The organism is Cellulomonas sp. (genome assembly GCF_015234515.1).
Taxonomy (GTDB): domain Bacteria; phylum Actinomycetota; class Actinomycetes; order Actinomycetales; family Cellulomonadaceae; genus Cellulomonas.
In genome coordinates this window covers 1-23,544 of the sequence record NZ_JADGMY010000006.1, presented here as the reverse complement: position 1 = coordinate 23,544, position 23,544 = coordinate 1, and the positions used below count along the sequence as shown (strand labels likewise).

Sequence of the window (23,544 nt, the reverse complement as noted above, 5' to 3'; positions counted from 1 at the left end):
TCGCGGCAGCCAGTGTGGTGGGTGCGCCGACGGCCGGGTCGCAGGGGCACCGGCGGGCGCGATCCAGGGGGATCACCATGACGAAAGCACAGTTCCGCCGTGCGCTCGCCGTGACGACCGTCGCGGCCTGTCTGGCCACGACCGTCACGGCGTTCACGGCCACGGGCGCGAGCGCCCACGGCAAGCCGGGCGCCGGCCACGACCGCACGAGCCGCGCGGAGGCGGCCCGCGTCGACCGGGTGCCGACACCCGAGCCGGGGTGGTACGACTGCTCGTCCATCTTCATGCCGGGCAGCGAGTGCGGCACCGTCGAGCTCCCGCTCGACTACGACCAGCCGCGCAAGGGCATCACCGAGGTAGCGCTGCTGCGGGTCCGGGCCACGGACCCCGCGCAGCGGATCGGTTCGCTCTTCGTCAACCCGGGCGGGCCGGGCGGCTCGGGCGTCGACATGGCGGCCTTCGCGCCGTACTTCCTGTCGCCCGAGGTGCTGGCGAAGTTCGACGTCGTCGGCCTGGACCCGCGCGGCACCAACTACTCGTCGAACGTGCGGTGCTTCCGCAACGCCGGCGAGCAGGACGCCGCGCTGTCCGGCATGGCCGTGCCGTTCCCGCAGGGCGAGGAGCAGACGGCGGCGTACGTCGGCTCGGCCTGGAAGCTCGGCAAGGCGTGCTCGACGACGGGTGCGCCGCTCAGCGCGTCGATGTCGACCGCGCAGGTCGCGCGTGACATGGACGTCGTACGGCGGGCCGTCGGCGACGAGAAGCTGACGTTCCTGGGCTTCTCGTACGGCAGCTACCTCGGCCAGGTGTACGCCAACATGTTCCCCGACCGCGTGCGTGCCGTCACCATCGACGGGGTCCTCGACCCGCTCGCGTGGGCGGGGACGCGCGCGACCGCGAACATCCCGGTGACCGAGCGCCTCGGTTCGGGGACCGCCGCATGGCGTGCGGCGCAGGAGATCCTCGACCGTTGCGCGCAGGCCGGCCCCGACCTGTGCCGCACAGCAGGGATCGGTGAGCCGCGGGCCGTGTGGGACGGGGTGGCGGCGGGTCTGCGCGCCACGCCGGTCGAGCTGCGCGACCCGGAGACCGACGAGCTGATCGTGACCGTCGACTGGCCGGTGTTCGTCGGTGCCGTGCTCAGCTCGCTGTACGCGCCGGACGCGTACGCCGGCGTCGACGTGCTCACCTGGGCGGTCCACTGGCTGCTCCAGCCCGAGACGCCCGAGAACGCCGAGATCCGTGCCGAGGCGCTGTCGTCCCTGCTGGGCTACGAGCGCGCGCAGCAGCAGATCGCGGCGGAGCACGCCGGCACCCGCACCGAGCGGGCGTCGGCGCTCGGGTTCGCGTTCCCGTACTACAACGGGACCGAGGCCTTCTCGGCGGTGCTGTGCACCGACTCCGTGAACCCCCGGCGGCCGGAGGACTGGATCGCGGCCTCCGACCGGCAGGACGCGCTCGCGCCGGGCTTCGGTCCGTCGTGGACGTGGGGGTCCGCGCAGTGCGCGAGCAAGGCCTGGACCGCGCGCGACGAGGACGCGTGGACGGGACGGTTCGACGCCCGTACCGCCTCGCCGGTGCTGGTCGTCGGCAACCTGTGGGACCCGGCGACCGCCTACGAGGGTGCCGTCGCGGCCGCGAAGGTGCTCCCGAACAGCCGCCTGCTGTCGTCCGACAACTGGGGGCACACGGCGTACGGCACGTCCGCGTGCGCCACGGAGGCGATCGACCGCTACCTCATCGGCGGTGAGCTGCCGGCCGAGGGCACGCAGTGCACGGGCGACGTGCAGCCGTTCGTCGACCAGCCGATGTCCCGCGGCTCGCAGGCGCCGCGCGCCCTGCCGCCGGTGGTGCCGCCGGTGCCCGGCTCGACGCCGCGCTCCTCGTGACGTCGTGAGCGGATGAGGGGCGGGGGCGCGGCCACGACGGCCGAGCCCCCGTCCCGCGTCGTCAGGCGGCGGCGGGCTCCGTCGCGAGCCACGCGTCCACGCCGGCGAGCAGGCGGGCCCGGGTCCCCGGGGACGCCGCGCTCGCGGTGATCGACGCCCGGGCGAGGTCCGCCAGCTGCGCGTCGGTGAACCCGTGGTGGTCGCGGGCGATGCGGTACTGGTCGACCAGCCGGGACCTGAAGAGCAGCGGGTCGTCGGCACCGAGTGCCACGCGCGCGCCCGCGTCGACGAGGCTGCGCAGCGGTACGTCGCGCAGGGCGGCGTACACCCCCAGCGACACGTTGGAGGCGGGGCACACCTCGAGCGAGACGTCGTCCTCGAGGACGCGCGCCAGGACGCGCGGGTCCTCGGCGCTGCGCACGCCGTGCCCCAGCCGGTCGGGCCGCAGGTGCTCGAGCACCTCCTCGACGTGCGCCGGCCCCAGCAGCTCACCGCCGTGCGGGACGGACAGCAGGCCGGCCCGGTGGGCGATCGCGAACGCACCCGCGAAGTCGGCGGTCGTCCCGCGCCGCTCGTCGTTGGACAGCCCGAACCCGACGACCTGGCCCGGGCCGTCCCCGGCGTGCTTCGCGGCGAGCCGCGCGAGCGTCCGGGCGTCCAGCGGGTGGCGCATGCGCGAGGCGGCCACGACGACCCCGATCTCCACGCCCGTGGACGCCTGCGCGGCACGCGCCTCGTCCAGGACGATCTCCAGCGCCGGCGTCAGCCCGCCGACGAACGGCGCGTACGACGTGGGGTCCACCTGGATCTCGAGGCGACCGGAGCCCTCGGCGGCGTCGTCCGCCGCGGCCTCGGCGACGAGACGGCGCATGTCCGCCTCGGAGCGCACGCAGGCCCGTGCCGCGTCGTACATCCGCTGGAACCGGAACCACCCGCGCTCGCCGGCCGGAACCACCAGCGGGTCGTCGTCGAGCAGGACGTGGGGGAGCCGGATGCCGTGCCTGTCGGCCAGCTCGGCGAGGGTGTCCACACGCATCGAGCCGGTGAAGTGCAGGTGCAGGTGCGCCTTGGGCAGCAGGCTCAGATCACGCATCAGGGCCAGTGTGCCAGCGGACGCGGGAGCCGGCGCAGCCGGTCCGCGTGAGGGGGACGGCCGTCACGCCGACGCGTCGACGAGGCGGTAGCCGACACCGCGGATGGTGTCGAAGTGCTCGGCGCCGAGCTTGCGGCGCAGGTAACGGACGTACACGTCGACGACGTTCGAGCCCGGGTCGAAGTCGTAGCCCCACACCTCCGACAGGAGCCGCTCGCGCGTCAGCACGTCCCCCGGGTTGCGCATGAACGTCTCCGCGAGAGCGAACTCCCGCGCCGAGAGGTCGACCTCGGTGTCGTCGACCTTCATGCGGCGCGTGCGCAGGTCGAGCTGCAGCCGGCCGTGCGTGAGGACGTTGCCGCGAGCGGTCGCGGCCGGCTGGCTGCGCAGCCGCAGCCGGACGCGCGCGAGGAGCTCCTCGAACCGGAACGGCTTGGCCATGTAGTCGTCGGCCCCGGACTCCAGGCCCGTCACCGTGTCGGTCACCGACGACCGGGCGGTCAGCAGGATCACCGGGAGCTCGTAGCCCTCCGTGCGCAGGTGGCGCAGGACCTCGAAGCCGTCCATGTCGCCCAGCCCCAGGTCGAGCACCAGCAGGTCGATCCCGCCTGCCTCGACGCGCTCCAGGGCCGCCTCCCCGGTCAGCACGGCGGTCGCCTCGTACCCGTGGGCGCGCAGCCCCTTGGCGACGAAGGAGGCGATGCGCTCCTCGTCCTCGGCGATGAGGATGTGTGTCATCGGTGGCGCTCCACGAGCTCGAACGACTCGGCCTCGCCGTCGAGGAGGCCGACGGCAGGCAGGTCGAGGACGAAACCGACGCCGGGACCGGCGCCGGGAGGAGGGTGCTCGAGGAACACGCGTCCCCCGTGAGCGGCGGCGATGGCCGCGACGATCGGCAGGCCCAGGCCCGCGCCGTGCTGCACGCGGTCGGCCTGGCCCCGGTGGAAGCGCTCGAAGATGCGCGACTCCTCCGCGGCTGGGACACCCGGTCCCTCGTCGCGCACCCAGACCAGCAGGCGTCCGCCCGCGACCTCGCTGCCGAGTCGCACCACGGCCTGGGGGCCGGAGAAGCGCACGGCGTTGGCGAGCAGCTGCAGCCACGCCTGGGTGATGCGCTGGGCGTCGAGGTCGACCACCACGTCGGCCCGCGCGACGACGACGAAACGGCGCCCACCCAGGCCGCGGGCCTTCTCCAGCACGTCGTCGGTCAGACGTCCCACGTCGACGGGTGCGCGACGGACGAAGTCCGGGCGGTCCGCGGTCGCCAGGGTCACGAGGTCGTCGACGAGCCGTTGCATGCGGTCGAGCTCGTCGAGCACCAGCGACTGCGTCGCGCGCACGTCGACCTCGTCGCCCGGGTCGAGCAGCTCGAGGTGGCCGCGCACGATCGTCAGGGGGGTCCGCAGCTCGTGCCCCACGTCGTCCAGCAGCTCGCGCTGGGAGCCGAACGCGCGCTCGAGGCGCTGCAGCATCGAGTTCACGGACGCGGCCAGGTCCGCCAGGTCGTCCTTGCCGGTGACCTCGATGCGCTCCGACAGGTCCGACTCGGTCACGCGTCGCACCGTGTCGCGCAGGACGCGCACCGGACGCAGCATGCGTCCGACCACGAACCACGCGACGAGCGACGTGACGACCAGCGCGGCGACCCCGACCGCCGAGTACGTCAGGAAGATCCGCCACACGCCCGCGTTCTGCGCGGTGCGGTCCGACGCGACCACGAACATGCCGGCGACGGCGGGATCCGCCTCCAGGTGCACCGGGACGGCGACCAGCCGGTACTCGGTGACCGACGTGCGCACCGTCCGCGGGAAGCCGGCGAGCGGGTCGTCGGCCGGCAGCGCGCGCAGCCAGGCCATCAGCTCCTCGTCGGTGTCGAGCCGCACCGCGCGGGTCTCGTCGGCCGGGCGCATGAAGAACGTCCCGTCGAGCATCGAGAGCACGCCCTCGTGCTCGCCCGGGACGCGCGCCTCGACCGCCTTCTGCAGCAGCGTCTGCACGGAGGTCCAGGGGACCCGCGACCCGTCGGGCTGCGGCTCTCCCTCGACCACGCTGGTCCGCAGCGCGCTGACCGCGCGGGTCAGGGAGTCGTCGATGCGGGCGTCGGTCGCGCGCAGCTGGAGCGCGAGCCCCGTGACGCCGGAGATGGTCATGGCAGCGGCGGTCAGGGCCACGACGGACGTCATCAGCCGACCGCGGACGGTGACGTGGGACGCCGGGCGGCGTGCGGCGTCGGCGGGCACGGTGAGGGCTCGCCCCGCCGTCGGCCCGTTCCGCATGGGGTCAGTATGGTCGCGCGACCACCGGCGCAGTAGGCCCGTCCGATCGCCGGTCCGCGGCACCCGCACGCCGCGGGTTCACGCGCCCGGCAGGATCCCGCGCTCGATCGCGACGGTCACCGCACGGGTGCGGTCGTCGACCCCGAGCTTCGCGAACGCGCGCAGCAGGTGCGTCTTGACGGTGGCCTCGGTGATGAACAGCTCGCGCCCCACGCCGGCGTTGGACAGACCGCGTGCGACGCCCGCGAGGACCTCGCGCTCACGCGGGGTCAGCCGCTCACCGTGGTCGCCACGCACCTGCTGGACCAGCCGGCGGGCGACCGAGGGCGACAGCGCGGACTCGCCGCGCGCCGCGGCACGCACCCCGGCGACGAGCTGGTCGCGCGGGGTGTCCTTGAGCAGGTAGCCCGTCGCGCCGGCCTCGACCGCGCGCAGGATGTCCGTGTCGGTCTCGTACGTCGTCAGGACGAGGACGTGCACGCCCGGCAGCTCGCCGACGATCCGGGCCGTCGCGGTCGCGCCGTCCGTGCCCGGCATGCGCAGGTCCATGAGGACGAGGTCCGGCTGCAGCTCGTGGGCGAGGGCGACGGCGCGCTCACCGTCACCTGCCTCGCCCACGACCTCGAGGTCCGGCTCGAGGTGCAGCAGCGCGACGATGCCGGAGCGCACGACGGGGTGGTCGTCGGCCACGACGACCCGCACGGTCACGACGACGCGCCCGTGGTGAGGCGCTGACGGGCCGGCACGCGCAGCCGCACGCACGTGCCCTCACCCGGCCCGCCCGTGACGTCGAACGTGCCCCCGGCCGCGTCCGCCCGTGCCCGCATGCCGCGCAGCCCGTTGCCCTCGGCCACGCCGGGACCGAGCCCTCGGCCGTCGTCGGCGACCTCGAGGACGAGCTCGTCGTCGTCGCGTGCCAGCCGGAGCGTCACGTGGGACGCCCCGGCGTGCCGGCGCACGTTGGCGAGCGACTCCTGCGCGGCCCGCAGCAGCACGACCTGCGCCTCGGCGCCCACGCTGTCACCGGCGTCGTCGACGACGTCGACGCGGACGCCCGTCTCGGTGCCGAACCGGGCGGCGAGCCGGGCGAGCGCGTCCGCGAGGGTGCCGTCCTGGAGGTCGGGAGGGGCGGTCGCCGCGACGAGCGCGCGCGCCTCGGCCAGGTTGTCGCGTGCGACGTCCTCGATGTGCTCCAGCCGCGTGCCCACCCGGTCGACGTGCCCGCGAGCCAGCTCCACGGCCGCAGCCCCCGCGAGCATCACGACGGACGTGAAGCCCTGCGCGAGCGTGTCGTGGATCTCCGCGGCCAGGCGCTCCCGCTCCTCGACCACTCCGGCCGCGTGGTGCGACGCCGCCAGCGCCTCCTGCGTGGCGCGCAGCTCGTCGAGCAGGTAGGCGCGTTCCTCGCTCTGCTCCGCCACCTGGGTGATCCACAGCCCGAGGACCACCGCGAAGAGCAGCGCGGTGCCGAACTCGGCGGCGATCTCTGCGATCTGCGGGCCGGTCGCCTGCACGCGCAGCACCGCGGCCGTCGTGATGCCGAGGGTGAGCGCCACCGCCCACACGACGCCCGCGACCCGGGTGCGGCTGAAGAACCAGATCTGCAGGAAGGCGAGGAAGAGCAGCACGGAGCCGATGTCACCGTTGGCGACCTGCACCACCACGACGACGACGAGGACCGCGAGGTAGCCGTCCGCGAGCCGGGCGCTGCCGCGCTGCGCGGCGCGGCGCCCGACCAGGACGTACGCGAGCGCCAGCACCCCCATCGTGACCAGCGCGACCCCGGCGTCGGCCAGGCTCGCCGCCTCGATGAGCACCGCCAGCAGGTACACCGCCGTCATCCCGGCGAAGACCAGGTCGTACATCAGCAGCGTCCGCAGCCAGAACCCGTGCCGGTCGACGGTCTGCGGCACGGGGCGCGCGTCGGCGACGGGGCTCATGGGTGCGACTCTGCCACGAGCGTGGCCGGCCGGCGGGCGGGCGTCACCCGTCGTCCCGACGGCGCCAGCGGAACGTCCGCACGCCCACGACCAGCCCGACGACGAGCCACGCGGCGAGCACCGCCACGGTCGCACCGTGCTGCCACGAGGCCGACGGCTCGATCGCCGCCAGCTCGTCCGGCAGGAACACCGAGCGCATGCCCTGGGCCATCCACTTCAGCGGGAACACCGAGGCGGCCTGCTGCATCCACGTGGGCAGCTCGTTGAACTGGAAGAACACGCCGGACACGAACTGCAGGACCAGGACCACGGGGATCACGACGGGGCTGGCCGAGCGCCCGGTGCGGGGCACCGACGAGAACGCCACCCCGCACACCGAGCCGGTGGCGGTGCCGAGCACGAACACCCACGCGAACGTCAGCCACCGGTGCGGGTCGGTCGGCAGCGGGACGTCGAACGCCAGCGCGGCGACGGCGAGCAGCAGCGCCGTCTGGACGGCGGCGGTGACGAGCACCTGCCCGGTCTTGCCCAGGAAGTAGGCCGTGGCGGGCAGAGGTGTCGACCGCAGGCGCTTGAGGGTGCCGTCGTCACGCTCGGCCGCGATGGCGATGGCAAGGTTCTGGAAGCTCGAGAGCATGACGCCCGTGGCGACCATCCCGGGCAGGAAGTACTGCGGGAAGTAGACGCCCGTGCCCGACGCCAGCTCCTCGTCGGAGCCGAACACGGTCGCGAAGATCGCGAGCATGAGGATCGGGTAGGCGAACACGAACACCACCGCGTCCCGCTCGCGGAAGAACACGCGGACCTCGAACGCCGTGCGCGCCAGCGCGAGGCGCGCCAGTCCGGGCAGCGGGCGGGCGGCGCGCGGGGCGGCGGGTGCGGTGAGCGTGCCGTCGGTGGTGCCGGTCGTCGTGCTCATCGTGCCGCCTCCTCGAGGGACCCGTCCGTCGTGGCGCCCGTCGTGGTCCCGTCGATCAGCCCGAGGTACACGTCCTCCAGGGTCGGCCGCAGGACCTGCAGGCCCGGCACCTCCCCGTCGGGCCGCCCGACCTGCGCGGCCAACCGCGCGACGAGCGCCGTGGGGGTGTCCGTGGCCTCCTCGTGGCCGACGCCGTCGACGGTCCAGCGCACGCGTGCGCGTCGCGCCTGCCGCCCGCCCAGGTCCGCCGGTGCACCCTCCGCGACGACGCGTCCGCGTGCCACCACGACCACCCGGTCCGCGAGACGCTCGGCCTCCTCGAGGTAGTGGGTGGTCAGCAGGATCGTCGTGCCCCCGTCACGCAGGGACTCGACCAGGTCCCAGAACGCGTGGCGCGCCTCGGGGTCGAAGCCCGTGGTCGGCTCGTCCAGGAACAGCAGCTCGGGGTCGCCGACGATCCCGAGCGCGACGTCGAGGCGGCGCCGTTGCCCACCGGAGAGCGCGCGGACGCGGGCCGACCGCTTCTCGCGCAGGCCGACCTCCTCGATCACGGCCTCCGGGTGCCGGGGCGCGGGGTAGAAGCCCGCGACGTGCCGCACGATCTCGGCGACGGTGACCTCCGCGAGGTCCTGGTTGTCCTGCAGCACCACCCCGAGCCGTGCCCGCCACGCCCGGTCGCCACGGGCGGGGTCCTCGCCGAGCACGCGCACGTGCCCGGCGTCGGCGCGTCTGAACCCCTCGAGGGTCTCGACCGTCGTGGTCTTCCCGGCGCCGTTCGGGCCCAGGACCGCGACGATCTCGCCGTGCTCGACCCGCAGGTCCAGCCCGTCCACGGCACGCTTGTCGCCGTACCTCTTGTGCAGCCCCTCGACCAGGACGGCCGGGGCGTTCGTGGTCGCCATGCCACCAGCCTGCCGCGCCGACGTGCGGCTACGGCACGACCGCACGACGGGCGCCCGTGTCCACCGACCGGTGGACACGGGGGTCCGTCAGGAGGTCAGACGGCCTCGCCGAGCAGGGCCTGGATGCGGCCGACGCCCTCGGCCAGGTCGTCGTCCCCCAGGGCGTACGACAGCCGCAGGTAGCCGCTCGGGCCGAACGCCTCGCCGGGCACGACCGCGACCTCGACCTCGTCGAGGATCAGCGACGCGAGCTCGGCCGACGTCGTCGGCGTGACGCCGCGGATGGTGCGCCCCAGGACCCCCTCGACGGACGGGTACGCGTAGAACGCGCCCTGCGGCGCCGGGCAGCGCACGCCGTCGATCTGCTCGAGCATCCCCACCATGGTGCGACGGCGGCGGTCGAACGCGGTCCGCATCGTGTCGACGGCGGACAGGTCACCGGTCAGCGCCGCCACGGCCGCGCGCTGCGACACGTTGGCGACGTTCGACGACAGGTGCGACTGCAGGTTGGTCGCGGCCTTGATGACGTCCGTCGGGCCGATCATCCAGCCGACGCGCCATCCCGTCATCGCGTAGGTCTTCGCGACGCCGTTGAGCACGATCGTCGTGTCCTCGAGCTCGGGCACGACGCGCACGATCGGCGTGAACACCGCGTCGTCGTACGTCAGGTGCTCGTAGATCTCGTCGGTGACGACCCAGATGCCGTGCTCCAGCGCCCAGCGGCCGATCTCTTCCGTCTGCTCGGGGGAGTACACCGCGCCCGTGGGGTTGGACGGCGAGTTGAACAGCAGCGCCTTGGTGCGCGGCGTGCGTGCCGCCTCCAGCTGCTCGACGGTGACCAGGTAGCCCTGGTCGACGCCCGCGAACACCTCGACCGGCTCGGCGCCCGTCAGCCGGATGGCCTCGGGGTACGTCGTCCAGTAGGGCGCGGGCAGCAGGACCTCGTCGCCCGGGTCGAGGATCGCGGCGAAGGCCTGGAAGACGGCCTGCTTGCCACCGTTCGTGACGAGGACGTCGGACGCCTTCACCTCGTACCCCGAGTCGCGCAGCGTCTTGGCGGCGATCGCCTCGCGCAGCACCGGCAGACCGGCGGCGGGGGAGTAGCGGTGGTTGACCGGGTCCTGCGCGGCCCGGACCGCGGCCTCGACGATGTAGTCCGGCGTCGGGAAGTCGGGCTCGCCGGCCCCGAATCCGATCACCGGCCGTCCTGCCGCCTTGAGCGCCTTCGCCTTCGCGTCGACCGCGAGGGTCGCGGACTCCGCGATCGCGGCGACCCGGGCGGAGACCCGGGCGCGGGTGGACGTCGTCGTCTGGGCGCTGTGCTCGGTCACGCGGACATCCTCGCAGAGCAGCACGGGTGCGGGGCCACGGCATATCACGACGTGGTACGCAGCCTGGTCCAGGGCGGCGCGAGGTCCCGTTCCGAGCGGGTTCGACCGTACCGCCCCGCGTCGCGTACAGTGGTCCACCGGCGGTTGACGTCCGCCATGATGAAGCACGCCTTCAGGTCGAGCTCGAGATGATCGAGCCTGGTCCGGCGGTGACGCGGAGCTCATGGCGACCCGGCCGTCGTAGGGCAGTGGCGCAATTGGTAGCGCAGCGGTCTCCAAAACCGCAGGTTGCAGGTTCGAGTCCTGTCTGCCCTGCGCACGCGGACCGGCTCGGCCTCGGGGCAACCCGAGGTCCGGGTCGGCGTCGTGAGCAGGACCGCCGGTCGGTCCGGCGCGTCGCGTCGGCCAGTCCGTGCGTCCTCGACACGCGGCACCCACCCCGGGTGTCGCACCGATGACGAGACAGGGGCCAGACGTGAGCGATACCGCTGCCGCCGCGGCGTCCGACGCCGAGGGCTCGGCCGCCAGCAGGAGCGAGCGTGCTCCGCGTCGCGGCGAGGAGAAGCGCGGGCTGTTCGCGCGCATCGCGCTCTTCGTGCGCCAGGTCGTGGCCGAGCTCAAGAAGGTCGTCCGTCCGACCCGGCAGGAGCTCGTCACGTACACCAGCGTCGTGCTCGTGTTCGTCACGGTCGTCATGCTGTTCGTGACGGTGATCGACCTGGGGGTCGGCAAGCTGGCGTTCTGGGTCTTCGGGTGACGCACGCCGGCTGACGCCGACGCATCACCCCACCCGCGCGGGTCGAGCCGCGCACGCACCGGCGCGCGCCGGTCCACAACGGAGAAAGCAGGTTGCACGTGTCGCAGGAGTCGCAGGAGCCCACGTCGGGCGCCGAGGCCGAGCTCGCGGACGCCCTGGCGTCTGTCGAGGCCGTCGAGGCGAGCGCGGGTGACGAGGTCGACGACACGGCCGCCACCGACGCCGTCGAGGAGGACGACGTCACCGTCGACGACGCCACCGCCGCGGACGACGTCGCGGCCGAGGACGCCGACGGCGCCTCCGAGGTCGACGAGGTCGACCCGGACGAGGACCCGGTCGCCGCGTTCAAGGCCCAGCTGCGTCGCATGCCCGGTGACTGGTTCGTCATCCACTCCTACGCGGGGTACGAGAACCGCGTGAAGGCGAACCTCGAGTCGCGCACGCAGAGCCTCAACATGGAGGACTACATCCACCAGGTGGAGGTCCCCATGGAAGAGGTCGTGGAGATCAAGAACGCGCAGCGCAAGGTCGTCAAGCGCGTGCGGATCCCCGGCTACGTCCTGGTCCGCATGGACCTGACCGACGAGTCGTGGGGCGCCGTGCGCCACACGCCGGGCGTCACCGGGTTCGTGGGTCACACGCACCAGCCCGTGCCGCTCACGCTCGACGAGGTCTTCTCGATGCTGGCCCCCGCGATCGAGGCGAAGACGCCCGCGCAGCAGGCCGCCAAGGCGTCGAGCAAGCCGGTGGAGGTCGACTTCACGGTCGGCGAGTCGGTCACCGTGACCGACGGCGGGCCGTTCGACACGCTGCCGGCCACGATCTCCGAGATCAACCCCGAGAACCAGAAGCTCAAGGTCCTCGTCTCGCTCTTCGGCCGGGAGACCCCGGTCGAGCTGTCCTTCAGCCAGGTCTCGAAGATCTGACCTGCTGACCGCCCCGCGCCGCGGGGCCCTGCAACCGGGTCATCGCCCACGGCGTCGGCCCACGAGAAGAAACGGAAGGCATCATGCCCCCGAAGAAGAAGGTCACCGGCCTCATCAAGCTCCAGATCAACGCCGGTGCCGCGACCCCCGCGCCGCCGATCGGCCCCGCGCTGGGTCAGCACGGCGTCAACATCATGGAGTTCTGCAAGGCGTACAACGCGGCGACCGAGTCGCAGCGCGGCAACGTCATCCCCGTCGAGATCACGGTGTACGAGGACCGCTCGTTCACCTTCATCACGAAGACGCCGCCGGCCGCCGAGCTGATCAAGAAGGCCGCAGGTGTGGCCAAGGGCTCGCCGACGCCGCACACCGTCAAGGTGGGCTCGCTGACGGCGGACCAGGTCCGCGAGATCGCCAGCACCAAGCTCGAGGACCTCAACGCGAACGACCTCGCGTCGGCCGAGAAGATCATCGCCGGCACCGCCCGGTCGATGGGCATCAAGGTCGAGGGCTGAGCTTCCGCTCGGCACTCACGACGCGTCGGTGAGCGCGACCTGCGCTCACCGACAGTGGCAGGGCCCGTGTGCGGCCCGCATGACCACAACTGCTGACAGAAGGAGAACAGGCAGATGCCCAAGCACAGCAAGGCGTACCGCGCCGCCGTCGAGAAGATCGACCCCGAGCGGATCTACGCCCCCCTCGAGGCCGTGCGCCTCGCCAAGGAGACGTCGACCACCAAGTACGACTCGACCGTCGAGGTCGCGTTCCGCCTCGGTGTCGACCCCCGCAAGGCCGACCAGATGGTCCGCGGCACGGTGAACCTGCCCCACGGCACCGGCAAGACGGCCCGCGTCATCGTGTTCGCGAACGGCGAGCGTGCCGAGCAGGCCCGCGCCGCCGGTGCCGATGAGGTCGGCGGCGACGACCTCATCGCCAAGGTCGCGGGCGGCTGGACGGACTTCGACGCCGCCGTGGCCACCCCGGACCTCATGGGCAAGGTCGGTCGACTGGGCAAGGTGCTGGGCCCCCGCGGCCTCATGCCGAACCCGAAGACGGGCACCGTGACGATGGACGTGGCCAAGGCCGTGTCCGACATCAAGGGCGGCAAGATCGAGTTCCGTGTCGACCGGCACGCGAACCTGCACTTCATCATCGGCAAGGCCTCCTTCTCGGAGACCCAGCTGGTGGAGAACTACGCCGCCGCGCTCGACGAGATCCTGCGTCTGAAGCCCGCGTCGTCGAAGGGGCGCTACATCGCCAAGGCGACGCTGTCGACCACCAACGGCCCCGGCATCCCGCTGGACCAGAGCAAGACGCGCAACCTCACGGAGGAGGACGCGGCCTGACGGTCGCTCCACCGCTCGTAGACGGCCCGGCACCCTCCAGGGTGCCGGGCCGTCGTGCGTCGACGCGCCGTTCCCGCCGGACGCGGACAGGGCCCGGTCCCCCCTGCGGACCGGGCCCTGTCCACGCCGGAAGCGTCTCGCGGCGCGTCAGCCCCTCACCAGGGCAGCCACTCGGTCACGCACGTGCCGTCCGTCGTCTCGCAGACCAGGCGCACAGGTCCCTCGGGTCGGGCCTCCAGGCGGAAGTACCCGACCTCGTCGGTGTCCACGGCAGCGAGGTCGCCGTCGGGCCGGCGCAGCACGACGCGACCGGGCCGGGCCGGGATCAGCTGACCCTCGATCGCGCCGTCGGTCACCTCGACCTCCACCCCGACGCCCTCGCCCTCGAAGACGAGGGTCCGCGAGGGCTGGCCGCTGCGGTCACGGACCCCTGTCAGCTCGCCCGCGGTGGACGAGTCGTGCACGAGGGTCAGCAGCAGCAGGTCGGTGGCCAGCTCCTCGCGCAGAGCCAGCATCCCGCGGTGGGCGCCGAACGCCGTCGTCGCTGCCGCGCTGACCCGCTGCAGCACCTCCTCCTCGCGGAGCGCCTCCACCAGGTCGGCGGCGAGCGCGTCGTCGTCCTCCCACCGGTCCGCCGGGCGCGGCTGCGGCAGGCTCACGTCATCCGAGTGCCAGGACATCGCGGCCTCCTTCGCCGAGCACGGCGCCGGACGGCGTCGCGAGATAGGTGCGGATGGCCTCCGTCTGACGGAGCCGGGCCAGCCCGCGCTGGCGCGTGGGGCCGATGGACCCCACGGGGATGCCCAGCTGCGCGGACACCTCCTGGTAGCTCGGGGGTGGATCGGTCGAGAGCAGGAGCAGCAGCTCACGCTGGTGCGGGGGCAGCTCGGCCAAGGCCGCCCGGAGTGCCGCGTGGCGCTCGCTGCGCAGCAGCTCGCGGTCCAGCTCGACGTCGTCCTGGGCGTCGAGGCGGCCGGTCGTCGGGTCGACGGGGATCGACCGCCGCGACAGGTTCGTCATGCGGATGCACTCGTGGCGCGTCGCGGTCGAGATCCAACCGGGCAGCGCCTCCGGCTCGCGCAGGTCGCCGAGGTGCTCGAGCAGGTTCAGCCACACGGTCTGCGCGACGTCCTCCGCCTGCTGCGGCGTGAGCCGGAACTGCCGGACCCGAGCCATCACGAGGTTGGTGTGCCGTCGGACGATCTCCGACCACGAGCCCTCGTCACCGGTGAGCGCACCCGCCACGAGCTGTGTCGCGGTGCGGTCACCGTACGGTCTGCCCGGCTGTTCTCGGCTGCTCACGGCGCGGCTCCTTCGCCTGTCGGGTTCGTCCCGAAGGCCATCATGACGCTCGACGAGGCAGGTGCCCAGCACGTCAGGCTCCCGGAAGGATCTGCAAGGCCTTGCCGAACCCTGCGACGGGCTTGCCGGCGGCGAGCAGCGCGTCGACGGCCTGCGTCGCAGACAGCGAGTGCTCGGTCATGGCGCGCGCGACCGCGCCCGCAACCTGGGGTGCGGCGAAGGAGGTTCCGCTCCACCGCGCCCAGGCGTCGCCGGTGAAGGTCTGAGGCTCGGCCGCGAGGTCGGGCGACTGTGCCCCGGTGACGTACGTGGAGACGACGCCCTCGCCGACGGCCGACACGTCGATCCAGTGCCCTCGGCTCGACCACGCACTCGGCTTCAGGCCGGCGGTCAGGCCACCGACCGACAGGACCCGCCCGAACGCGGCGGGCCAGACCGGCGACGTGGTGCCACCGTTGCCGCCGGCAGCGACGATGACCGTCTCCCAGCCGCGCGCCATCTCGATCTCGCGCACCACGTCGAGCGCCGCGGCCAGCGCCAGCGGAGGCTCGTCCAGGTAGGTCTCGGTCCCGAGGGACAGGTTGACGATCTGCGCGTTCTCCCGCACGGCCCGGATCAGGGCGCACGCGACGTCGACGTCCGTCGCCGTCCCGCTGGTCGTGAGGGCACGGTGCGCCGTGATCTCGGCGCCCGGCGCGACCTGGGCGATGATGCCCGCGACGAACGTGCCATGGCCGGCCGACACGTCGAGGTAGCCGTCGGCCGGGTCTGCATCGAGCACGTCGAGGTTCGACTCCGCGGGCGAGCGGCCGGGGGCACGTGCGACGCCATCGAGCCAGCCGTCGGAGCGCGACTGCTCGACGATGCCGGTGTCGATCACAGCGACGCGCACCCCCCGCCCGAAGGACGGGTCGACGGGGCCGTAGTCGGCGAATGCCGCGAGGCCGGGCGCCGGGACCCCGGAGCAGCCCTTCATCACGGGTGCGAGCGGCGTGACGTAGCTGAACGACACCGGGTGGCCCTGCGCGCGCAGGTCGGTCACGAACCGGGTGAGCCGCGTGGTGGCGTCCTCGCCGTCGGTGCGGAGCCGCACCACGCGGTCCTCGAGGTCGGCGCACCCGACCTCGGTGCGGGTCAGCCCGTCGCGAGTGGCCTCGTCGGCGACGTCGGGCCACGAGGCCGCGCTCACCAGCACCTCGCCGCCGACGACGAGCGCCTTCTCGTCGTCCCGCCCCTTGCCACGGAGGACGTCGACCCGGCGGTCGCCGCGCAGCCAGCGGCCGCGTACGCGCTCCCGGATCGCGTCACCACGGCCACGGACCTCGGGGTCGTTCGACGTGCGGGCCAGCTCGGCCGCCTGCCGCGCGACCACTCGTCGCACAGCGGGGTCTGCGGCGAAGGCTGCCGCACCCGGGGCGTAGTCGCGCCCGAACGGGCGCCCGAGTGAGGGTGGGTCGGTCCGGTACACGCTCACATGTCCTCCTTGGGCGGGATTGCGCAGCCTACGATCAGCAGATGGTGAGGACGTCGTCCGTGCGGGGTGAGAACGCGCCGGACCTGTCTCTCCGCGGGGAGGAGAGCCGGGAGGAGCTCCTGATACACCTCTGGGGTGTCGCCGATGCGCACCAGGCGGATCCTGCCCAGGTGGAGCCGAGCGCGCGCGCGGCCCTCGAACGTGCCCGTCGCACGCGAGACGTCGAGCTGCGGGTCATCGCGCTGCGGGCTCTGGCGTGGACGCACCGCGTGCGCCTTGAGACCGACACGGCGCGGGCCCTGCTCGACGACGCGGTCGAGACTGCGCGCCGGCACCGGCTCACCGAGGTCGAGGGTGCGGCGCGGGTCAGTCGCGCCTACGTCCGCCAGGAGCTCGGTGACCTCGCGGGTGCGCGCCGCGACCTCGACCGGGCCCTGCGTGATCCCGCACCCGGGGTAGGGGGACCCGAGCGTCGCCGGGCGGTCGGTCGTGCGCTGCTCGCACGGAGCGTCCTCGACCACAACGCGGGCCGGCTCGTGGACGCGGAGCGGGGCTACCGACGGGTGCTCGACAGCCCGGACCTCCAGGTGGGCACCGCAGTCGTGGCGGGCAACAACCTGGCGATGGTGCTCTCCGAGCGGGCGGCCTACACCGACGCGCTGCGCGCGGTCGAGCAGGCGGTGCGGCTCGCGCAGGACGCGGGTCCGGCCATGCTCGCGCCGGCGCTCCAGACGCGCGCGTGGATCAAGGTGCGCGCAGGTCGGCTGGGCTCGGGGATGCGCGACTTCGAGCGCGCGTCGGCCGTCTACTCGGAGGCGGGCATCCCGCTCGGCGAGTACTTCACGGAGTATGCCGATGCCATGACGGACCTGCGCCTGCTGCCGGAGGCGGTGGCCGCCGCCGGGCGGGCCGAGGACGAGTTCGACCGTCTGGGGCTGCCGCTCCTCGCGCTCGAGGCCGGCCTTCGGCGCGCGCGCGTCCTGCTGCTCTCGGGCGACCTCGACGGCGCGGCACGTGCGGGAGCGGCGTTGCGTCGGGCGGCGGAGAAGCAGCGTCGCGATCGCTGGCGGGACCAGGCGGTGCTGGTCGAGGTGGAGGCCGTATTCCTCGGGGGCGCGGCCGACTCCGACCAGGCGACCGAGGTGCGGAAGGTGGCGTCGCGGCTCGTGCGCGCAGGCGACCTGTCGGCGGCCGTCGACGCGCACGTGCTGGCCGGACGGCTGGCTGATGCCCGTGGCGAGGTCGCCCACGGGCTGGAGTCGTACACCGAGGCGGCGCGGCTCGCGGTGGACGGTGCCGTGCCCGTGCGGGTCAAGGGTCGCATCGCGGCTGCCCGGGCGGCGTTGCTGCGGAGCGACGCGGAGGGTGCCGTCCGACAGTGCGACACCGGGTTGCGCGACCTCGCGGTCCACCGCGACAGCCTGCCCACCGTGGAGCTGCGGGCGCTGGCGTCGGGGCACGGGGCAGAGCTCGGGGCGATCGGGCTGGAGGTGCTGCACCGGTCGAGCACGCCCGGCAGGGTGCTCGCCTGGATGGAGCGCACCCGGGCCCTCGCGCTCGCCGGCAGGTTGCCCGTGCAGGCGCCGGTGACCGCGCCGCCGGTCGCGACGGTCGACGAGAACCGGGTGCTGTCGTCGGACTGGCACGATGTCGCGCGGGCGTCCCGCACCAGGGGGACGCCGTGGAGCCTGGCGCGTCTGCGTGCCGGCCTCGAGGGCCGTGTCCTCGTCGAGCTGGGTGGCCACAGCGGTCGTCTCGTCGCCGTGGTGGTCGACGGACCGCGCTCACGCATCGTCGAGCTCGGTCCGGAGCAGGACGTGGCCGACCATCTGCGTGCACTGGTCTTCGCGCTGCGGCGCCTGGCGAACCCCCGCGGTGCGGCGGCTGCTGACGCGGCGCGCGTCAGCGCCGAGCTGCGGCTCGACGCCCTGTCGCGTGCGCTCGTCTCGCCGCTGGGGGTCGGGACGGATGACGAGCTGGTCGTCGTCCCCGTGGGCGTGCTGCACGGTGTCCCGTGGTCGGCGCTGCACGCGGGGCCCGTGAGCCTCGCCCCGTCCGCCTCGCTGTGGCGACGCACCGCGGACTGGGCACGGGACGACAGGACCGGCCAGGTCCTGGTCGCGGGCCCCGACCTGGTCGGCGCGCGTGAGGAGGTCGCCGCCCTGCGGCGGACCTACCCCGCGGCTCAGGTCCTCGATGCACGGGACGCCACGTCCGACGCCGTCGTCCGCGCGTTGGAGGGTGCCGACATCGCACACCTCGCGTGCCACGGGTCGCTGCGTGCGGACAGCCCGATGTTCTCCTCGATCTCCTTGGCGGACGGGCGGCTCACGGTGCAGGAGCTGCACGCGGCAGGTGCTGCCCCCCGGCGGCTCGTCCTCGCGTCGTGCCACTCCGGCGCGGACGTGGCGTTCGCGGGGGACGAGGTCCTGGGTTTCGTGAGCAGCCTGCTCTCGCGCGGGACCGCCGGTGTCGTGGCGTCCATCGCCGCCGTGCCGGACGTCGAGGTCGTCGACCTCATGCTCGCGCTGCACCGGCGACTCGCGGCCGGCCAGACGATGGCCCGCGCGTTGCACGGGGCGCGCGGGGAGATCGACCGCGACACCCCTGCGGGGTTCGTCAACTGGTGCACGTTCAGCGCTCACGGTGCGGCGTGAGGTCCCGGTGGGGGAGCGGGGCGCTCCACGTCCCGGGATTTGGACGTGCCGCGGATCTGTCGTAGTCTCGTGGCGCCCAAGACCGCCGGTCGTCGGTCCGCTCGTCGGACCGGCCGAAGCTCCGCATGACGCGGGGGCCTGCGCAGGTGAGAGTTCGTCGCACGTGATCGTGCTGCTCGTGGCCCCGGCCCGGGTGGTGGTCCTTGTCCGAGCCCCGCGCCTGCGCGGGGCTCTTGTCGTTCCAGCGACAGCGACGGAAAGACGCCCGGTGGCACCACCACCGGAAGGAATGCCATGGCGAGGCCGGACAAGGCTGCAGCTGTCGCGGAGCTGACGGAGCGCTTCCGCGGCTCGAACGCGGCCGTGCTGACCGAGTACCGCGGGCTCACCGTCGCGCAGCTCAAGACTCTGCGCAAGGCGCTCAGCGGCAACGCGAACTACGCCGTGGTGAAGAACACGCTGACCGCGATCGCGGCCAAGGAAGCCGGCTTCGACGGCCTCGACGACGCGCTCGAGGGCCCGTCGGCGATCGCCTTCGTCACCGGTGACCCGGTCGAGGCGGCCAAGGGACTGCGTGACTTCGCCAAGGCGAACCCCGCACTGGTCATCAAGGCGGGCGTCCTCGACGGCCGCCCCGTGACCGCTGCGGACATCACCAAGCTCGCGGACCTCGAGTCCCGCGAGGTCCTGCTGGCCAAGGCGGCCGGCGCGATGAAGGCCAAGCTCTACCAGGCCGCGTACCTGTTCACGGCTCCTGCCTCGCAGGCCGTGCGCACCGTCGAGGCCCTGCGCGTCAAGCGCGAGGAGTCCGACGCCGCAGCCTGAGCCCGACGCTCCGGCCGCACGCTCTCGTAGCAAGCCCAGCATCTCCCGCCGCCCGACCACCGGACGGCGGGTCCGAACGGAAGGAACCGCCACCATGGCGAAGCTCACCACCGACGAGCTCATCGACGCGTTCAAGGACCTCACGCTCATCGAGCTGTCCGAGTTCGTGAAGGCGTTCGAGGAGACCTTCGAGGTCACCGCTGCAGCCCCGGCCGCCGTCGCGGTCGCCGGCCCGGCCGGCGGTGGCGCCGAGGCCGAGGTCGAGGAGGAGAAGGACTCGTTCGACGTCGTCCTCGAGGCCGCCGGTGACAAGAAGATCCAGGTCATCAAGGAGGTGCGCACGCTCACGAGCCTCGGCCTGAAGGAGGCCAAGGACCTCGTCGACGGCGCGCCGAAGCCGGTCCTGGAGGGTGTCAACAAGGAGACGGCCGAGAAGGCCAAGGCTGCCCTCGAGGGCGCCGGCGCGACGATCACCCTCAAGTGATCCGGGCCCGGTCGGACGCCTGACGCGAGTCGGACGCCCGCCGGGGCCAGCCACGCACGACGAAGCCCGCACCCCTTCGAGGGTGCGGGCTTCGTCGTCGTCGGGGCTCGCCGCGCGTCACCCGTGGTGGACGTGCAGCCCGTGCGGGACGGCGTGGTCGCCCGCCTCGGTCGCCGCGAGCCCGGTGGCGCACGCCGCCGCCACCGCGAGTGCCCCCAGGACGAGCAGCACCAGGCGGGTCGCGCCGTGCTCCGTGCGCCGGTCGTCACCGGTGCCGGTGACGTGACCGGAGGCGCCCAGCAGGACCGCGCCCAGCACGCCGAGCGCCGACGCCGTGAGCTCGGCGGCGCCGAACCGCTGGGTGGCGAGCCCGGAGGCTGCGCCGGCCCCGCCCGCGAGGGCGAGCACGACGGCTGCGCGCGGCAGGTGGGTGGCCCCACCGCGCAGTGCGACGACCGCGGAGCCGAGCGTCCCGGCGGCGAGCGCGAGCAGGGCGGCTGCCACCGCCGGGTGCCCACCGAGGTGCTCGGCGCCGATACCCGTCAGCACGAGCCCCGCACCGAGCGCGGCGCACCCGCCCCACGTGCGGCTCACGAACGTGGCAAGAGGCTCGTCCGGCCAGGCCGTCGTGGTCCCCGCCGTCGCGCTCCTGACCGCGGTGGTCCTCGCCGCGGTGCGCTGCGGACGGGACGCCGCGACGGATGAGGTCCGCAGGGCGCCGGCGTCCGCCGGTGTCATGCGGTCCGGGCGCCCGTGCGCACCCGCTTGTCCGCCCCCAGGGCGACGGCGAAGAGGATCACCGCGGTGCCCAGGTGCAGGACGTTGTCCGCGCCGTTGAGGGCGAGGATGTTGGCCTCGGTGTCGATGATGAACAGGCCCGCGATGCCGACGACCAGGTACATGGCGCCGACGGTGAGGTTGGCCGCGCGCGCGCCGGCGACGGTGCGCGAGCCCAGCAGCAGGGCGATGCCGACGACGAGGTGGACGATGTTGTGCAGCGGGTTGACCTCGAAGCCGAGCAGCGGCTCGCCCTCACGGGAAGCGAACGGCACGTCCGCCGTGACGAGGAAGCCTGCGAGTCCGACGAGCGTGTAGACCAGGCCGAAGAGGACGGCGGCGAGGCGGTTCGGGGACTGGGACATGATGGCTCGCTTTCCGGGGCGCGGCCCCTGGCGGTCATCCGGGGACGCCCGACCTCTGCCTGGCCGGAAGCGTTGTCGTCCCTCGACGGTAAGAGGTCGGCGACGGCCTCGCACGCCGACGGGGACGGTGCCGGGGGACACGCGACGCGCCGTCCGGGTTCACGGTCGGGGGCGGGTGTGCCACCATGTGCGGGTCGGTGAGGATGCCGAGCACGAGGACGGACCTCCGGCGGAGGTGCGTACGGAGCTCGCGGGTCGGGCGGGCGGCGACGTTGCCGCTACGAGCAGACCCGCGGGGGGTTTACTTGGCACGCCCGTGCGGGTATGCTAGCGCTTTGCGCTGGCCTGTGCCCGCGATCTCAGATATCCCGACCCCGGTTCTGACGTACGTGCGCGTCGAACCTCGTGTCGTGGCGGGGGATTGCGCCATGCCAGGCGGCGCAGCGTGCCACGATCCGCAGGGAAGGACCCCTCTTGGCTGCCTCGCGCATCCCTCATGCACCGTCCGCCGACGCCATCGCGAACCGCACCGCATCCCGTCGCATCTCGTTCGCCAAGATCCACGAGCCGCTCGAGGTCCCCGATCTGCTCGGCCTGCAGACCGAGAGCTTCGACTGGCTGCTGGGCAACGAGCGCTGGCAGGCCCGTGTGGCCGCCGCGCTCGAGGTCGGCCGCAACGACGTGCCGGAGACCGCGGGCCTCGAGGAGATCTTCGAGGAGATCTCGCCGATCGAGGACTTCGGCGGGACCATGTCCCTCTCCTTCCGCGAGCACCGGTTCGAGCCGCCCAAGTACACGGCCGAGGAGTGCAAGGAGAAGGACTTCACCTTCGCCGCGCCCCTGTTCGTCACGGCGGAGTTCGTCAACTACACGACGGGCGAGATCAAGTCGCAGACCGTCTTCATGGGTGACTTCCCCCTGATGACCGAGCGCGGCACCTTCATCATCAACGGCACCGAGCGTGTCGTCGTCTCGCAGCTCGTCCGCTCCCCGGGCGTGTACTTCGAGCGCACGGCCGACAAGACGTCCGACAAGGACGTCCTCACGGCCAAGGTCATCCCGAGCCGCGGTGCCTGGCTCGAGTTCGAGATCGACAAGCGCGACAACGTCGGCGTCCGCGTCGACCGCAAGCGCAAGCAGAACGCGACGGTGCTGCTCAAGGCGCTCGGCATGACCGAGAGCGAGATCCGCGAGGAGTTCGCCGAGTACCCCGCGGTCATCGACACCCTCGAGAAGGACCACGTCCAGACGCAGGACGAGGCGCTGCTCGACCTGTACCGCAAGATCCGTCCGGGCGAGCCGCCGACCGTCGAGGCCGGCCGCGCGCTGCTCGAGAACTTCTACTTCAACTCCAAGCGCTACGACCTGGCGAAGGTCGGCCGCTACAAGCTGAACAAGAAGCTCGGCCAGGACGCGCCGCTGTCCGACTCGGTGCTCACGCTGTCGGACGTCGTCGCGACGATCAAGTACCTCGCGGCCCTGCACATCGACAAGCCCACGCTGCCCGGCACGCGCGGCGGGGAGTCGATCGAGATCCGCGTCGAGCCGGACGACATCGACCACTTCGGCAACCGTCGCATCCGCGCGGTCGGCGAGCTCATCCAGAACCAGGTCCGCACGGGCCTGTCCCGGATGGAGCGCGTCGTGCGCGAGCGCATGACGACGCAGGACGTCGAGGCCATCACGCCGCAGACGCTCATCAACATCCGCCCCGTCGTGGCCTCCATCAAGGAGTTCTTCGGGACGAGCCAGCTGTCGCAGTTCATGGACCAGAACAACCCGCTCGCGGGCCTGACGCACAAGCGGCGTCTGTCGGCCCTCGGCCCGGGTGGTCTGTCCCGCGACCGCGCCGGCATGGAGGTGCGTGACGTCCACACCTCGCACTACGGCCGCATGTGCCCGATCGAGACCCCTGAGGGCCCGAACATCGGCCTCATCGGCTCGCTCGCCACGTACGGGCGCATCAACCCGTTCGGGTTCGTCGAGACGCCGTACCGCCGCGTCAAGGACGGGAAGGTGTCCGACGAGGTCGACTACCTGACCGCCGACGACGAGGACCGGCACATCATCGCCCAGGCGAACGCGCCGCTGACCGCGGACGGCGCGTTCGTCGAGGACGCCGTCCTCGTGCGCACCAAGGGCGGCGAGCCCGACCTGGTCCCGCCGGCGAACGTGGACTACATGGACGTCTCGCCGCGCCAGATGGTGTCCGTCGCGACCGCGCTCATCCCGTTCCTCGAGCACGACGACGCCAACCGCGCGCTCATGGGCGCCAACATGC

The 23,544-nt window shown here is 73.1% G+C and carries 21 protein-coding genes, 1 tRNA gene and 1 pseudogene; 10 read left to right on the top strand and 13 right to left on the bottom strand.

Features of this window, described 5'->3' with window-relative positions; all coding sequences use genetic code 11:
• Positions 1-77: 77 nt before the first annotated feature.
• Positions 78-1,889: an alpha/beta hydrolase gene (locus IR158_RS01475; RefSeq protein WP_291808549.1), complete on the top strand. Its 1,812-nt coding sequence runs from the start codon at positions 78-80 to the stop codon at positions 1,887-1,889.
• Between the two features lie 61 nt (positions 1,890-1,950).
• On the opposite strand, the gene IR158_RS01470 is transcribed toward IR158_RS01475, so the two are convergent.
• The 8 genes from IR158_RS01470 to IR158_RS01435 all read right to left on the bottom strand — a co-directional run bounded on the left by IR158_RS01470 (position 1,951) and on the right by IR158_RS01435 (position 10,350).
• Complete coding sequence (locus IR158_RS01470) at positions 1,951-2,982, bottom strand: adenosine deaminase (protein WP_291808546.1); 1,032 nt, start codon at positions 2,980-2,982, stop codon at positions 1,951-1,953.
• Positions 2,983-3,045: 63 nt separating this feature from the next.
• A complete protein-coding gene (locus IR158_RS01465) occupies positions 3,046-3,720 on the bottom strand; it encodes a response regulator transcription factor (RefSeq protein ID WP_291808543.1) in 675 nt (224 codons plus the stop codon).
• Positions 3,717-5,258: a HAMP domain-containing sensor histidine kinase gene (locus IR158_RS01460; RefSeq protein ID WP_291808540.1), complete on the bottom strand. Its 1,542-nt coding sequence runs from the start codon at positions 5,256-5,258 to the stop codon at positions 3,717-3,719. The genes IR158_RS01465 and IR158_RS01460 overlap by 4 nt, the downstream gene beginning before the upstream one ends.
• 78 nt (positions 5,259-5,336) lie before the next feature.
• Complete coding sequence (locus IR158_RS01455; protein WP_291808537.1) at positions 5,337-5,966, bottom strand: response regulator transcription factor; 630 nt, start codon at positions 5,964-5,966, stop codon at positions 5,337-5,339.
• Positions 5,963-7,198, bottom strand: coding sequence for a sensor histidine kinase (locus IR158_RS01450; protein WP_291808534.1), 1,236 nt, complete (start codon positions 7,196-7,198; stop codon positions 5,963-5,965). The genes IR158_RS01455 and IR158_RS01450 overlap by 4 nt, the downstream gene beginning before the upstream one ends.
• A 43-nt stretch (positions 7,199-7,241) precedes the next feature.
• On the bottom strand, positions 7,242-8,117 hold the full coding sequence (locus IR158_RS01445; RefSeq protein WP_291808531.1) for an ABC transporter permease: 876 nt from the start codon (positions 8,115-8,117) through the stop codon (positions 7,242-7,244).
• A complete protein-coding gene (locus IR158_RS01440) occupies positions 8,114-9,019 on the bottom strand; it encodes an ABC transporter ATP-binding protein (RefSeq protein ID WP_291808528.1) in 906 nt (301 codons plus the stop codon). The genes IR158_RS01445 and IR158_RS01440 overlap by 4 nt, the downstream gene beginning before the upstream one ends.
• A gap of 95 nt (positions 9,020-9,114) precedes the next feature.
• Positions 9,115-10,350 (bottom strand): pyridoxal phosphate-dependent aminotransferase, encoded by a 1,236-nt coding sequence (locus tag IR158_RS01435; RefSeq protein WP_291808525.1) that lies wholly within the window; start codon positions 10,348-10,350, stop codon positions 9,115-9,117.
• Positions 10,351-10,592: 242 nt separating this feature from the next.
• On the opposite strand from IR158_RS01435, the gene IR158_RS01430 reads away from it, so the two are divergent.
• The 5 genes from IR158_RS01430 to rplA all read left to right on the top strand — a co-directional run bounded on the left by IR158_RS01430 (position 10,593) and on the right by rplA (position 13,379).
• Positions 10,593-10,665: transfer RNA gene (locus IR158_RS01430), tRNA-Trp, on the top strand.
• A gap of 160 nt (positions 10,666-10,825) precedes the next feature.
• Complete coding sequence (gene secE, locus IR158_RS01425) at positions 10,826-11,107, top strand: preprotein translocase subunit SecE (RefSeq protein ID WP_291808523.1); 282 nt, start codon at positions 10,826-10,828, stop codon at positions 11,105-11,107.
• Between the two features lie 98 nt (positions 11,108-11,205).
• Positions 11,206-12,033: a transcription termination/antitermination protein NusG gene (gene nusG, locus IR158_RS01420; RefSeq protein WP_291808521.1), complete on the top strand. Its 828-nt coding sequence runs from the start codon at positions 11,206-11,208 to the stop codon at positions 12,031-12,033.
• Positions 12,034-12,116: 83 nt separating this feature from the next.
• Positions 12,117-12,548 carry a 50S ribosomal protein L11 gene (gene rplK / locus IR158_RS01415; protein WP_291808519.1) on the top strand — a complete coding sequence of 144 codons (432 nt, stop codon included), beginning with the start codon at positions 12,117-12,119 and terminating at the stop codon, positions 12,546-12,548.
• A gap of 114 nt (positions 12,549-12,662) precedes the next feature.
• Positions 12,663-13,379: a 50S ribosomal protein L1 gene (rplA, locus tag IR158_RS01410; RefSeq protein WP_291808516.1), complete on the top strand. Its 717-nt coding sequence runs from the start codon at positions 12,663-12,665 to the stop codon at positions 13,377-13,379.
• Positions 13,380-13,534: 155 nt separating this feature from the next.
• On the opposite strand, the gene IR158_RS01405 is transcribed toward rplA, so the two are convergent.
• The 3 genes from IR158_RS01405 to IR158_RS01395 form a co-directional block, all read right to left on the bottom strand.
• On the bottom strand, positions 13,535-14,059 hold the full coding sequence (locus IR158_RS01405) for a hypothetical protein (RefSeq protein ID WP_291808515.1): 525 nt from the start codon (positions 14,057-14,059) through the stop codon (positions 13,535-13,537).
• Complete coding sequence (locus IR158_RS01400; RefSeq protein WP_291808512.1) at positions 14,040-14,681, bottom strand: sigma-70 family RNA polymerase sigma factor; 642 nt, start codon at positions 14,679-14,681, stop codon at positions 14,040-14,042. The genes IR158_RS01405 and IR158_RS01400 overlap by 20 nt, the downstream gene beginning before the upstream one ends.
• Before the next feature lie 73 nt (positions 14,682-14,754).
• Positions 14,755-16,155 carry a S8 family serine peptidase gene (locus IR158_RS01395; RefSeq protein ID WP_291808510.1) on the bottom strand — a complete coding sequence of 467 codons (1,401 nt, stop codon included), beginning with the start codon at positions 16,153-16,155 and terminating at the stop codon, positions 14,755-14,757.
• A gap of 170 nt (positions 16,156-16,325) precedes the next feature.
• On the opposite strand from IR158_RS01395, the gene IR158_RS01390 reads away from it, so the two are divergent.
• The 3 genes from IR158_RS01390 (at position 16,326) to rplL (ending at position 20,121) form a co-directional block, all read left to right on the top strand.
• Positions 16,326-18,812: a CHAT domain-containing protein gene (locus tag IR158_RS01390; RefSeq protein WP_291808508.1), complete on the top strand. Its 2,487-nt coding sequence runs from the start codon at positions 16,326-16,328 to the stop codon at positions 18,810-18,812.
• Between the two features lie 294 nt (positions 18,813-19,106).
• Positions 19,107-19,637 (top strand): 50S ribosomal protein L10, encoded by a 531-nt coding sequence (gene rplJ / locus IR158_RS01385; RefSeq protein WP_227576146.1) that lies wholly within the window; start codon positions 19,107-19,109, stop codon positions 19,635-19,637.
• A 94-nt stretch (positions 19,638-19,731) separates the two neighbouring features.
• The gene (gene rplL, locus IR158_RS01380) at positions 19,732-20,121 is read left to right on the top strand and encodes a 50S ribosomal protein L7/L12 (RefSeq protein WP_227576145.1); all 390 of its coding nucleotides are present in this window, start codon (positions 19,732-19,734) and stop codon (positions 20,119-20,121) included.
• A gap of 117 nt (positions 20,122-20,238) precedes the next feature.
• Here the strand turns inward: rplL and IR158_RS01375 are convergent, their stop codons facing one another.
• Both IR158_RS01375 and IR158_RS01370 read right to left on the bottom strand, forming a co-directional pair.
• Complete coding sequence (locus tag IR158_RS01375; RefSeq protein WP_291808499.1) at positions 20,239-20,715, bottom strand: hypothetical protein; 477 nt, start codon at positions 20,713-20,715, stop codon at positions 20,239-20,241.
• 140 nt (positions 20,716-20,855) lie between these two features.
• Entirely contained in the window at positions 20,856-21,263 is a 408-nt protein-coding gene (locus tag IR158_RS01370; RefSeq protein WP_291808496.1) for a DUF4383 domain-containing protein, read from the bottom strand.
• A 474-nt stretch (positions 21,264-21,737) separates the two neighbouring features.
• Here IR158_RS01370 and IR158_RS01365 point away from each other — a divergent pair.
• Positions 21,738-23,544: pseudogene (locus IR158_RS01365) on the top strand (DNA-directed RNA polymerase subunit beta); the annotation flags it as partial.

Excerpts from the sequence above, each read along its gene's own strand:
- IR158_RS01370 (WP_291808496.1), bottom strand. The coding sequence starts at position 21,263 with ATGTCCCAGTCCCCGAACCGCCTCGCCGCCGTCCTCTTCGGCCTGGTC.
- rplJ (WP_227576146.1), top strand. The coding sequence starts at position 19,107 with ATGGCGAGGCCGGACAAGGCTGCAGCTGTCGCGGAGCTGACGGAGCGC.
- IR158_RS01445 (WP_291808531.1), bottom strand. The coding sequence starts at position 8,117 with ATGAGCACGACGACCGGCACCACCGACGGCACGCTCACCGCACCCGCC.
- IR158_RS01405 (WP_291808515.1), bottom strand. The coding sequence starts at position 14,059 with ATGTCCTGGCACTCGGATGACGTGAGCCTGCCGCAGCCGCGCCCGGCG.
- IR158_RS01450 (WP_291808534.1), bottom strand. The coding sequence starts at position 7,198 with ATGAGCCCCGTCGCCGACGCGCGCCCCGTGCCGCAGACCGTCGACCGG.
- rplA (WP_291808516.1), top strand. The coding sequence starts at position 12,663 with ATGCCCAAGCACAGCAAGGCGTACCGCGCCGCCGTCGAGAAGATCGAC.
- IR158_RS01440 (WP_291808528.1), bottom strand. The coding sequence starts at position 9,019 with ATGGCGACCACGAACGCCCCGGCCGTCCTGGTCGAGGGGCTGCACAAG.
- rplK (WP_291808519.1), top strand. The coding sequence starts at position 12,117 with ATGCCCCCGAAGAAGAAGGTCACCGGCCTCATCAAGCTCCAGATCAAC.
- IR158_RS01465 (WP_291808543.1), bottom strand. The coding sequence starts at position 3,720 with ATGACACACATCCTCATCGCCGAGGACGAGGAGCGCATCGCCTCCTTC.
- IR158_RS01460 (WP_291808540.1), bottom strand. The coding sequence starts at position 5,258 with ATGCGGAACGGGCCGACGGCGGGGCGAGCCCTCACCGTGCCCGCCGAC.
- IR158_RS01470 (WP_291808546.1), bottom strand. The coding sequence starts at position 2,982 with ATGCGTGATCTGAGCCTGCTGCCCAAGGCGCACCTGCACCTGCACTTC.
- rplL (WP_227576145.1), top strand. The coding sequence starts at position 19,732 with ATGGCGAAGCTCACCACCGACGAGCTCATCGACGCGTTCAAGGACCTC.
- IR158_RS01475 (WP_291808549.1), top strand. The coding sequence starts at position 78 with ATGACGAAAGCACAGTTCCGCCGTGCGCTCGCCGTGACGACCGTCGCG.